Origin of the sequence: Ralstonia pickettii (assembly GCF_000607165.1) — a bacterium.
GTDB classification, from domain to species: domain Bacteria; phylum Pseudomonadota; class Gammaproteobacteria; order Burkholderiales; family Burkholderiaceae; genus Ralstonia; species Ralstonia holmesii.
The window spans coordinates 1-11,490 of the sequence record NZ_JFZG01000013.1 but is presented as its reverse complement, the minus strand read 5'-3'; the positions used below and the strand labels follow the sequence as shown (position 1 = coordinate 11,490).

Annotated in this window: 9 protein-coding genes and 1 pseudogene; 4 read left to right on the top strand and 6 right to left on the bottom strand. The window is 59.5% G+C overall.

The annotated features are described in order from the left end of the window. From BG83_RS29870 to BG83_RS0116355, 4 genes and pseudogenes are all read right to left on the bottom strand, one after another. Positions 1–286, bottom strand: a pseudogene (locus BG83_RS29870) (restriction endonuclease); the annotation flags it as partial. A 16-nt stretch (positions 287–302) separates the two neighbouring features. Then, a complete protein-coding gene (locus tag BG83_RS0116365; protein WP_004635267.1) occupies positions 303–1,157 on the bottom strand; it encodes a DUF5677 domain-containing protein in 855 nt (284 codons plus the stop codon). 54 nt (positions 1,158–1,211) lie between these two features. After that, positions 1,212–1,397 (bottom strand): hypothetical protein, encoded by a 186-nt coding sequence (locus BG83_RS0116360; protein WP_004635264.1) that lies wholly within the window; start codon positions 1,395–1,397, stop codon positions 1,212–1,214. After that, positions 1,394–2,002, bottom strand: coding sequence for a hypothetical protein (locus BG83_RS0116355; protein ID WP_225694715.1), 609 nt, complete (start codon positions 2,000–2,002; stop codon positions 1,394–1,396). Before BG83_RS0116355 ends, BG83_RS0116360 begins: the two co-directional genes overlap by 4 nt. Positions 2,003–2,198: 196 nt before the next feature. Between BG83_RS0116355 and BG83_RS0116350 the strand changes: the two genes are divergently transcribed. From BG83_RS0116350 to BG83_RS0116335, 4 genes are all read left to right on the top strand, one after another. Beyond that, positions 2,199–4,313, top strand: a complete 2,115-nt coding sequence (locus tag BG83_RS0116350; protein ID WP_012435607.1) for a phage integrase family protein — start codon at positions 2,199–2,201, stop codon at positions 4,311–4,313. Between the two features lie 718 nt (positions 4,314–5,031). Further along, positions 5,032–5,730, top strand: a complete 699-nt coding sequence (locus BG83_RS0116345) for a ParA family protein (protein WP_012435608.1) — start codon at positions 5,032–5,034, stop codon at positions 5,728–5,730. Further along, positions 5,723–6,799, top strand: coding sequence for a ParB/RepB/Spo0J family partition protein (locus BG83_RS0116340; RefSeq protein WP_012435609.1), 1,077 nt, complete (start codon positions 5,723–5,725; stop codon positions 6,797–6,799). The genes BG83_RS0116345 and BG83_RS0116340 overlap by 8 nt, the downstream gene beginning before the upstream one ends. Positions 6,800–7,768: 969 nt before the next feature. Beyond that, positions 7,769–9,076: a replication initiation protein gene (locus tag BG83_RS0116335; protein WP_012435610.1), complete on the top strand. Its 1,308-nt coding sequence runs from the start codon at positions 7,769–7,771 to the stop codon at positions 9,074–9,076. Between the two features lie 4 nt (positions 9,077–9,080). On the opposite strand, the gene BG83_RS0116330 is transcribed toward BG83_RS0116335, so the two are convergent. Further along, the gene (locus BG83_RS0116330; RefSeq protein ID WP_012435611.1) at positions 9,081–10,802 is read right to left on the bottom strand and encodes an ATP-dependent helicase; all 1,722 of its coding nucleotides are present in this window, start codon (positions 10,800–10,802) and stop codon (positions 9,081–9,083) included. A gap of 107 nt (positions 10,803–10,909) precedes the next feature. After that, on the bottom strand, positions 10,910–11,490 hold a 581-nt coding region (locus BG83_RS0116325; protein ID WP_235193215.1), incomplete at its 5' end, for a hypothetical protein.

Sequence of the window (11,490 nt, the reverse complement as noted above, 5' to 3'; positions counted from 1 at the left end):
GGGTGTTGTTCCAACGCCAACCAATTGCGACGCACGTCCGCTGTCGACGTAGCCGTTGGATGGTGTCACGGTCCTGGGCGATGAACACTATGCAAGCAACGCCATCTTCACCGATCCAGCCAGGTCCGAAGAACCGTTGACCCACCGAGGTTCCCTTGAACGGCTCCGCCAGCGCTTTGACTTGGGCGGCCGTGGCATGTTCTATCGTCGTGGCAACCGCGCGCGCCACCGGCACTCGTTCGTTCCGGGGGAATTGCTTAGCAGGTGGGTTTTGGTCGGCGGGCATAGGCGAATCGGCAAGCTCAGTTCGTTGTGCCATACAGGGCAGACTGGCGATCAGCGGTCAGATGCCACCGCTGGGCAAGGTTGGCCGCTTCGGTGTTGCTGGCCAGGACCGCCTCAGCCTGCGGAAACAAGGCAACGTAGCTCGTTGCAAAGAAGCTCATGAAAACGAGGGCCACGCTTACGAACCTAGCGGCCATCGCCTCCTGGTCGCAAAGCGCTTGTGCATCGCGAATCTGCAGAATGCTGAGCCAGCTCGAGTGCGCGTAGCCGCAGAGGAAGCTGTAGATTTGGCGGATATAGACGGGGTGGAAACCGGCGGCGATGCCAGTGTCGATCCAAGACTGGCCGGCGCGCCATTCGCCCTTCAGAACCTTTTTACGCATCGGTTCGGAATACTGCTGCCAGACGCCGTGGGCTTCGATCTCGATCTGGAGTTGATCGATCCTTGTCTTCTCGTCGGCCAACTTCTGTTGGTGCTCTGGCGCACGTGCCGGATACGCCTGTCGGTCCAGTAGGCCGGCACGACGCCAGATCATATGGCGGAATTGTCGGACCTCCACATCTTTGCTGCCGTAGATGTAGGCGAACGTGAGGTAGGTCTCCAGAGCCGCGCGCGCAAGAATCATCACGGAACTGTGGTCGATGTGAAGATCTGCGCCATACCCGGCAATATCGATTTGGACCGGTTGGGCTATCAGGCGCAGCGAGGCTACGTGGTAACAGAATTTTTTGCCCAGCACTTGCGCATCGTTCATCCAAAGCTGGTCCACCGGGATCTGCTGCCCGGCCTGGGACTCAACGAGCTGCATCACCAACGTGAGCAGGCGCTCAAAGTCCCCCGAAAGATCATGGTTCAGCACTGATGCAGTCATTGCAGATATGAAAAAGCCGCCCGAAGGCGGCTCCTGTAACGTGCGAGTGTGGCCTCAGCCTGCAACCCTTACGCGCCGGCCTGCCAACACCGATCCTGCTACTTTGGGCTCCACTACCGACCGGCGCGCGACCGCCTGTTCGCGCGTCAATTTGGCGAACACGGCGAGGCGCGCGGCGACCTGTTCCGGCTTTTCGGCCAGGAGCGCTTGGCGTCGAATTTTGCGTGCTGTCGGCTTCATGGTTGATCTCCCTTGCGCATTGCGGACAGGACTGCCCCCAGATCGCGCTCAAGTCTCTCAATCTTACCCTTTTTCTCCACGACCCGTGAGTAGCCCAGGCTTTTGTAGAAATCTACCAACTCGGGAATGGGCCGCTGCAATGAGGCCGTCGTGCAGTCAAACGCCGCCGCACAGAATTCCAGGTAGCGCACTGCGATCTTGGCAAAGCGGCCCTGCAGCGGGTTAGGTGCCGGCGCACGGCTGAGCAGGTGGATCGACGCGACCACGTGTCGATTACTGATCCGCCCCAGGATCAAGCCACACAAGACATGCGTGTGATCCGGCAACTCCGCATAAACGGCGGCCTCCACGCGGCGCGGCCGACGGCGAGCCCGTGTCAACTCGCGGGACCATAGCCAGCCTGGGGCATAGCCTCCGAAGGTCCAGCGATCTGCAGCATCGACGTCCGTCCGTCCGATCGGCCGGAAGCGCACCGTTACCCCCTCTTCTACCGCGACGGCCGCGCTGGCCGCCGCGCCTGCCAGCTCGCGACGCTCAGCGCAGCGGCTTTCGGCAGTGTCCCAGTCTTGGCGCTGGGCCGCCATTTTTGAGGTCGGCGACGACATTTCGGTCTGGATGGAGGCTATTGGGCTGATTCTAACATGCCTAAAAGCGCACTCCATCGAGTGAAGTGCGCTTTTTACTGTGGTTGATAAGTATTCTTATCATGTACTGTGAAATTAATGTACGCTTTCGAGAACGTCACTTTTTCGCGTTTTCCAACAGGCCCGGAAACCCAAGCCCGACAACGCTTCGCCGCCCATGGACCCGCTCGACCCCGACCACAACCCTGAACCACCCCCCAGCCTCGAGACGCTGCAAAGTGAAATAAAGCGCACTCGACCCACCCGCCGCCGCGTTGTCGTTCGACGCCACCTCCACCGTGGCCATTTCGCGTTCCTGCGCGCGGTCGTCCAGGGGCTGGATGCCCGGCCGATGTGGGCGCGCTACCTGGCCATCGATGGCGAACTGGAGGCGCAGGCCGAGCTGACGCAGGAGACCTTCGTCGCGCACCCGAAGGTACGGCGCATGACCGCCTGGCTGCGCGCTGAACTGGCGGCGGCCGTGCGCCGCGCCGGCCACTACGGCAAGGTGCGCCTGATCCGCATCGACCTCTCCGGCCTTGCGCAGCGCGGACCCGCGTTGCCAGCGCTGGAGGAGTTCGCGCTGGAGAACGGGCTGGATGACTTCAGCATCGAGGAGCAGCTCGAAGCCTATCGGGAGCGCTTCGGAGACGCGGTGCAGCGGGCCGAGCGCCGGACCAAGCTGATGGAGCGGCAGCTGCGCCTGCTGGCCGACCTGGAACAGGTGCTGGCGGAGCCGGTGCGGGTCGACGACCACTGCCACGCGTGGCTGGCCGCGGGCGTCGCGGATCGGCTGGAGGCCGCCGGCGTAGCCACCATCGGCACCCTGATCGACCGTATCAACAGCCTGGGCGGCGGCTGGTTCCGCGCGCTGCGCGGGGTCGGCGAGAAGAAAGCCCACGCCATCGAGCGCTTCCTGCGCGCGAACGCCGACACGCTGGCGCGCAAACTGGGCGAACACGCCCGGATCCCGCGCCGGCAACTCACCGCGCACGAGCGTGACCGCGTGGTGGCATCCGGCACTGGCCTCCTGCCCCTGGAAAAGATCGTTGTGCCGGCCGCGCTCGACGGCAGTAACGGCCGTTTCCGGCGGCCCCCGGTCGAGTGCCTGCTGGACGCCCAGAACGACTACGAGGCGGTACTCACCTGGCTGCGCTCGAAACCGGGGCTGCCGCCTGCCGAGATCGCCCGGCGGCGCACCGGCCGGCGCGATGTCATCACCGAGCCCGGCCCGCTGGATTGGCTGCACTACCTGTCCAACACCCAGCGCAGTTATCGCAAGGAGGCAGAACGCTTTCTGCTGTGGGCCATCTGGATTCGGCGCAAGCCGCTCTCGTCGATGACGACTGAGGACTGCGTCGCCTACCGCGATTTCCTGGCCGACGTGCCCGACGACTGGTGTGCGCCACGCTCTCGGGAACGGTGGACGCCGAGCTGGAAACCGTTCGAGGGCAAGCTGTCGCCCGAGTCGCAGGCCTATGCCCTGACCGTGCTGCAGAACCTGTACCGGTACCTCAACGACAAGAACTATCTGAGCGGCAATCCGTGGGGCGGCGTGCGGGCGACGAATGGTGGCAAACCACAGCTGGACGTTGGGCGCAGTCTGACCGAGGACCAATGGGCGTTTGTGGTGGAGCGCCTGTTCCTGCTGGAGCGCACGTCATCGAACCTGCGGCTGCAGGTCGCCTTGCCCTTGCTCTACGCCACGGGCTTGCGTCTCGCGGAGATCGTGGGAGCGACAACGGCCGACCTGGCATGGCGCAGTCTCGCCCTCCCCCGCTCCGGCGAACGCATGGACGGCTGGTGGCTGACCGTGGTCGGCAAGGGGTCGCGTGTACGTGAGGTGCCAGTGCCCGATGAGGTCGTGCACGCGCTGGGCGCGTACCTGGACTCCCGCGGCTTCCCCAGCGACCCCGCCCAGATTCGTGAGCCGGTGGCCCTGCTCGGCCACGCGACCGATCAGGCTGAGCGTGCGCCGTGGGCAAAGCGGGACACGGCGAGCCCTGCCGCTCCGCTGACGCCGGGTGTGCTCTACCGGCAGATCAAGCGCTTCTTCCAGGCCTGCGCAACCGAGTTGGAGGCAACCGATCCGCAGGGAGCAGCACGGCTGAACGAAGCCAGCACGCACTGGCTGCGACACTCACACGCATCACATGCCATTGCCGCCGGCACGCCGGTCGAGATCATGCAGCAGAACCTGGGGCACAAGTCGCTCGACACCACGACGGTCTACGTGACGTCGGAAGAGGCCATTCGGATGAAGGAGCTGCGGGGGTTTTGGAAGCGTTCGTGATTTTCGAATGCGGGGGCCGCAACTTCCCCGTCTTTGCAGGCTTAGCCGGCACTGTCCTTAAGCTGGCGCCAAGATCAAACGAAGCCCGTCCTTCATTGGGCTAACTTTCAGTATATAGCGAGCCCCCGTGAACCCCTCAATGAGTTGTCACGTGGAAACTCGCCCCGCAAGCATCCCCAGCTGCATTGCTGCAGTTTCCACGTGACAACTTATCAGACGAGTGTCATGCGCACGCAGAATCATGCGACATGTTGTCGCCGACTGCCGCCAGAGACCGTACTTCTGAACCTTCTATTGCATCACATAGATGCTGGATAGTGACGCCAGCAAAGGGGCCCATCGCGTTTCCAGGTGGCAGCTACCAATGGGGTTCGGTAGATCCGTAAAAGTTTCGCCCAGACTTCGCGTCATTGCGATCGCCGATTCGGCTAATAGCTCCAAGTGTTCCCGTCAGCCACGAAGCCCGTTCGCCCGAACCGCACATGCAACGTATGCTTGGCACGAGTTTCCACGTGACAACTGCACTCCAGCGTCAGGAAAGATGTGACGGGTTGTCACGTGGAAACTGGTCGCAAAGTTCAGTCCACAGTGCATGACGAGGATAGTTTCCACGTGGCAACTCATTTACAACGGCTGATGAGAAAAACACTAAGAGAGATAAGAAATTCCTTGAGTTCACAGCAAGTCTCGCTAAAATCACAAAAACCTTGGAGAACCTATGAGCGCATTTACGATTGCAATCGCAAACCAAAAAGGTGGCGTAGGTAAGACAACGCTGAGTCTCAATCTCGCATCTGCCTTCCAATCTGGAGGCACGGACGTCGCTCTAGTCGACGCAGATCCTCAGAACACCTCATTGCGATGGGCAACAAGCGGTGAGGAGCCTCTCAAGATTTCGGTGGCGAGTCTCGCTCCCGCAGGTTCTAAGATCGGAAACGAAATCCAAAAATTGCAAGGCAAATACGATCTTGTCGTTGTGGACTGCCCTGGTAACCTTGAGGACCCGCGAACGCCCGAGGTGCTCGGCATCGCAGATTTCTGCCTGATCCCAATGGGGCCATCGCCGGCTGACTTGTTCAGCACTCTGGCAATGATTAACGAAATCAAGAACATCAAACGGCGCATCAATCCGGAATTAGCTTCCGCACTGATGCTGAACAACATCAATGGCCGTACACGCATGCGAGAAGAAATCCTTTCGCTGCTGAACCAGCAAGACGTTGGTACGCATCTGCTCCAGAGTCAAATTGCCCAACGTGAAATCTATCGGCAGCTGTTTGCTCTTGGGACTACCGCACATGAGTGCGGGCGATACATGAAGGGGTTGAAGGAAGCACGCGCTGAAATCGAGTCGCTGGTCCTTGAGTTGACGCAGCACATCACTCAATCGCGTTCGCAAAAGGTGGAAAATGTCTAAGAATACTAAGGACACTAAAGTGCAAGGCGCCTCGACAACAAAGGGGCAGCCCATCCCAAAGCTCACCCTCGCGAGCGGGCTGATTAAGGGGTTCAAGAACGAGCAGCAGGCCATTCAGACTCGCGAGCGAGAGCAGGAACCGCCTCCGGCTTCCCCTCAGGAGCAAGAATCTCAACCCGTTACCGAGACAACCGCCAACACGGTGGAACCTGCTGCCGGCCCAACTGCGTCCGCAGTTGGTGGGCGCAAGAGCATCGCAATTGCCGATTGCGTCTCGAACCCGTACAACCCTCGCGTCTTCTATCCAGAGGCGAAAATCCAAGAGTTGGCCCTAACCCTTCAAAGGGAAGGCCAAATTGAGGCCATCAAGTTCACGCGCCTACCTCAGTTCCCTGGCAAGTATGTGATCATCGACGGCGAGCGTCGGCTGCGTGCGAAGAGATCGCTGGGCGAGACGCACATCGATGCCGAAGAACGTCATGACGTACTGCCCATCGACCTCTACACCACGGCTTACCGAGCGAACAACGACCACGAGCGGCAGTCAATCTTCGATGACGCGATTGCGTGGCAGCAATTGATCGAGCAACAGGTGGTCGCGGATCAAAATTCGCTGGCTGAGAAGGTCACCAAAGACAAGGCATACGTCAGCAAGGTTCTTTCGCTGAACGCACTGCCGAGAGCCATTCTAGAGCGCATGGCAGAAAGTGCTGATCGTGTGGGGTTGCAGGCGGCCTACTGCCTCAAGTTGATCTTCGACCGTGTCGGGGAGGAAGGCGCTGATCGTCATCTGACGGCAGTTATCGAAGGCAAGAGAACGGTGCGCGAATTGGAGCTCATCTTGCGCAACCTGCAAGGCCCGGGCGCTACCGCGAAGCGAAGTCGCACTCGCTACCACCAGCTTTTCGATTTCAAAGCTGATGGTGTGCAGCGCGGCCAACTTAAGACATTTCCTGACGGCCGAATTAGCTTGGAGCTGAAGGAAATTCCGGCTGATAAACAAGAGGCGCTGGCTGAGAAGCTGAAGGCACTGGTTGACCAAGAGTTGGTAGAGCCATCAGCGGGCTAGCAACAGCACGCTGTATGCAGGTTTTTCAACGACGAGGCCCAGGTGTACCTGGGTCTTTGTCTTTTTTTGACGCTCTCTGAAAGAGACGCAGCGTTTACTTTGTTTACGTAAACACTTTAAACCTTTAAACAACATTTAGGCTCCGGAAACCCAAGCCCAGTAAGGCTTTGCCGGTCATATGGTGCATAGATTTGTGGATTGGGTGAACACCATTGGGGAACGCCGGTTGTGGATTTGGGGCTACGGTGAAAGCCATTGGGGCCAAGGGGTTGTGGATTTGGGGCTTTGGTGAACGGATTTGGGGCGCCGCCAGCGAACCCTAAAGGTGAAAGGATTTGGGGATGGCGAGGGTGAACAGATTTGGGGAGAGCCACCCTAGAGTACAGCCCAGGTGCGACACACGAGACCGTAGGTTGGACCCGCTTGGTGAACGGATTTGGGGAGATGAAAGGTGAAAGGATTTGGGGCGCATGCGAGCAGGCACTCCCGCACAAATCCATGCCTGCAAACATAGGTGAAAGGATTTGGGGATTCCATAGGTGAACGAATTTGGGGTAACCCCGTGAGTACCCACTTCCATCCAGCCCCAGGCTCCCGGGCATAGGTGAAAGGATTTGGGGAGGGGAAGGGTGAAAGGATTTGGGGCAATTGGCTCCGAAAGCGCACCCGAGACGACTTCAAGAGTCTGTCGCCCCTTCCAATGCTTACGAAATGGGCAAATGAGCGCTATGGAGCACAATAGATGGACGGGCAACTGCGGAAAGCCCCCCAAATCCGTTCACCTTTCGAGGAATGCGGGGCCGAAAGCCCGCGTAAAAGGTGAACGTTTTTGGGGAGAGCGAGATCAAGAGTCGAACACTCAGGCAGCGAGCGCTGTCCCTTCCTGGCAACGTAAGATTGCCAAACGAGCGCTATAGGTGAAAAATCTACCCCTAGTTTTTCACCTATAGCGAACCCACCCACTAGGTCATGGCACGCGTACCCGAAGCAAAGAAGGGTTCCCAGATCGCCCTGTTTCAACAACAGGAGGCTCCTGAGCCGTTCAAGAAGGCGGTTCAAGCGATCCACGTTTCACCGGTAGGTAGTGCGCTGTCGCTCCAGCAGCGCCGCATCTTCAATGCACTGATCAAGAACGCCATCGAGCAACGCCTGGCAGGCCGAGAAACAAACAACACGTTTCAGGTCTCTATCCCTCAGATGATGGCAGCGCTCGACCTCACCACGAAGGACAACGCATACATCAAAGAGACCGCAAAATCGTTGATGCGCACTGTCGTGGATTGGGATCAGCTCAATAGCGACGGCACGTCGACATGGACGGGTTCAACACTCATTGCCGGCGCCAAGATTGTGGGCTCCGTCTTGTCGTATTCGTTCGCTCCGCAGATCAGTGAGGAGCTACTGGATCCCCAACGGTACGCAATGATCGACATGCGGATCGCCAAGCTGTTCCGGCGGTCCTATTCGCTTGCGTTGTGGGAGAACACTGTACGGTTCGAACGGATAGGCCTGACCGCACGTATCCCACTGGCCACCTTTCGCAATCTCATACTCGGACGCGAAGAGAGCGAGACCAAATACAAGGAATACAAGATCTTCAAGCGAGCGGTGTTGACGCCGAGTATTGCCGAAATCAATGATGTATCAGACCATGAGATCGAGTTGATCGAGCACAAGGTCGGCCGAACCGTCGGTGAGATTCAATTCAAGATCAGTCGCAAAGTGAGCGCACTGGAGGAGGAGCCTCACCAAGACCTAGTCAACACAGTGGTCAAGTTCGGTGTCCCGCATTCCGAGGCCAAGCGCCTCGTTCGCACGTTCGGAGCCGAACGCATCCTGGAGGCAATCAGCTACACGCGCGCTCGACAAGCGAAGAAGGGTGTTCCGCCGTTGGATAACATCCCGGCGTACTTTCGCAAGTCGCTTACGGAGGATTGGGGCAAGGGCGCGGGCAAGGCTGAGTCTGCCGGAGCTGGTCAACAGCAGCAGAAGCCGTTGGCACGAAGCCCAAAGAATGAAGAGGATGCGCGGGCGCAATACCTCGCAGCTCGCATTCCGCATGCGCAGGGCTACTTTGGGGAACTATCCGCTGACGATCAGTCGGCGATGCTCTCGCGTTACAACGATCAGTGTTCTGTGAAGGAGTTGAAGGTCGTCGCAGGCAAGAAGCCCTCCAAGGCAGCGGAATCGAATTTTTTCGAATGGGTGGCACACGAAACTTGGGGCGAACCCAATGCCGGCGAAATTCTGAACTTCGTGCTGTCGGGAAAAGTCTAGCTGATTATTTCGACACACCGGCTTCAAGAACGAATCGAGAGGTTGGATTCTTCTTCGCCGTGCTCATCTCAAGACGGTCGCGCGCACGGGTCATGGCCACGTAGAACAAGCGACGCTCCTCGGACTCTGTGCTCTTCTCGTTCGGCACCACGGTTTCTTCAGCCCTGATGATGCATACGTGATCCCACTCCAAGCCCTTTGAGTTGTGCATGGTCGTGAGAATCAGCGCGTCGGCCGCCGGTACGTTGTTCTCGCGCCGCAGGAAGGCGATACGATCCGAGAATGGACCGTTGAGGCGGCTCAGCACGTCGTAGGTCGTGGTGACCGCACGCTTGGCGGTGTCTGCTTTGGCACGTTGAGCCATCCACTCGTAGACACCTTCCAGCACGAGCGGATAGAACTTCCGATCGCAGAGACCGCGCCATTCGGCAAGCCGCTTCATCAGCTCCCGGTACGTGTCCGCGGTGCTCTCGGCCAGGCCCATCTCGACCAGCTCCTTGCGCGGCCGCTGCTCAAGACTGGGACCGATCCGGCTGTGCAACGTCTTGAGGTCTTGCGCTCCGACGCCAGCGAACGCCAGCACGGCATCGAGGCCGTTGGTCTTCGTTTTCTGGATGAGTTCGAGCAGGTTGCACATTAGCGCGGCCTCGGCCCGGCTCAGGATTGATTTGCCGGACGCTCGGAAATACTTCACGCCATGGGAGCGGCAGACGGCCTCAACTGGGTCGAGGATACGGTTCGTTCTTGCCAGGATCGCTGCCGATTTGCTGGCGCGCATCGACGCTGCGAGGGCCTCCACTGCGTTCACGGCCTCGGCATATTCGTCATCGAAGCGCCGAAACGAGATGTGGCCGCCGGGGCCACGCGCGGCGACCAGATCTTTGCGGATGCGCTCCTTGTTGTTCCGAATGACGTTGTCGGCAGCGGCGAGGATTTCTGACTTGCAGCGATAGTTCTCCCCCAGAATCACGGGACGCGCGTCGAACTCCTTGATGAACGACTCCATGCCTCGGAATCCGAGCGCGGCCCTGAAGCCGTAGATGCTTTGGTCATCGTCACCGACTACGGTCACGATCGAGCCACTGCGCGCGTGCTGCGCGACCCACTGGTATTGCAGCGGATCGGTGTCCTGGAACTCATCGACCAGCAGGTGCGTGAAAGGGTAGGGCGAGATGGTTCCGCGCTCCATGCCCTCGATGGCCATACAGAGCATGTCCTGGAAGTCGAGCTTCCCGTTCCGCGCCAGCGCTTGTTGGTATGCCGAATACAGGCGCTCCTCAACGCTGCCAGGCGGAACCCTGCCGAAGTCCATTTTGATTGCCTCGATGGCGGCCAAAGCGGCTTCTTCCTTCCAATCAAGGTCGGCTTCCTTCAGGGCTTGTGCAACCAGCGCCAACTGGTCCCCCTCGTTGGCGATGTCCTGCTGCTTGCATCCCTTTGGTGTGAGCTGCTTGAACGCCAGCCCGTGAAAGGTCCCTGCCAACAGGCGAGCCTTCGATGCCGGCCCGGCCAGCGCGCGAATGCGCTCCTGCAGTTCCGTGGCCGCCTCCTTGTTGAAGGTCACAGCACCGACCCTGCATGCGGGATCGGCGAGAAGAATGGCTGCCTTGGTCGCAATTGTCTTTGTCTTTCCGGCGCCCGGGCAGGCAACGGCGACACAGTGCAGGCGTAGGTCTGCCACTTCGCGCTGTGACGGGTTCAGTTCGTCTAGGATTGACGTGGGCATCTGAGAAACCAATACGGTGGCCAACCCCGAGCCTGCGATGGCCGATGGGGTCGGCAAGTGGCCTGCGAGCCGGGTGAAGCTTCTGGAAACTCGCAGGCACCCGGGACTTAGGCTCGACGGACCTTCTGAAGCGACGAGCGGAATGCGCGCAGGCTGTCGTTGAAGGACCCAGAGAACAAGTACCAACCCCAGCCCAGAAGCGCGAAGATGCTGTACATCAGCGCCAGATTCATCCCCGCTTCGCGCGCCGAAGCGTCGATCGACTGCTGTTCGAAGCCAAACGTCTTGCACAGGGCCTGCGGCGGGGGCAAGCCTTTGACGGCAGACGTGGTGTCCTTGCATGTCTGCATCGTGATATAGCCAGCCGGAGCCGCCGGATACTTGGCTCTATCAGCGACGGACTGGAGCAGCTCGCGCGGGATCGCGGAGAATGAGAAGTCACTATGGATCGCAAGCAGTAGGCAGAACGCGACGCTCGGCACGACAACCAGCAAGCGGAAAGCCCAACCACCCCAGAATGCGATGTGGCGGACCAGCGTCCATGCGACGGACAGCTTTGTCAGTGTGGCCTGTGAGTTCATGGTGTTCCCAATGGATGTGTAAGCGGTTAGCGATCGAGTGCGTCGCCACTCCATAAATGGCAGTGACTCGCAAAAACCGGCAATCGGCTTCAAAAAATGTCGGTGGT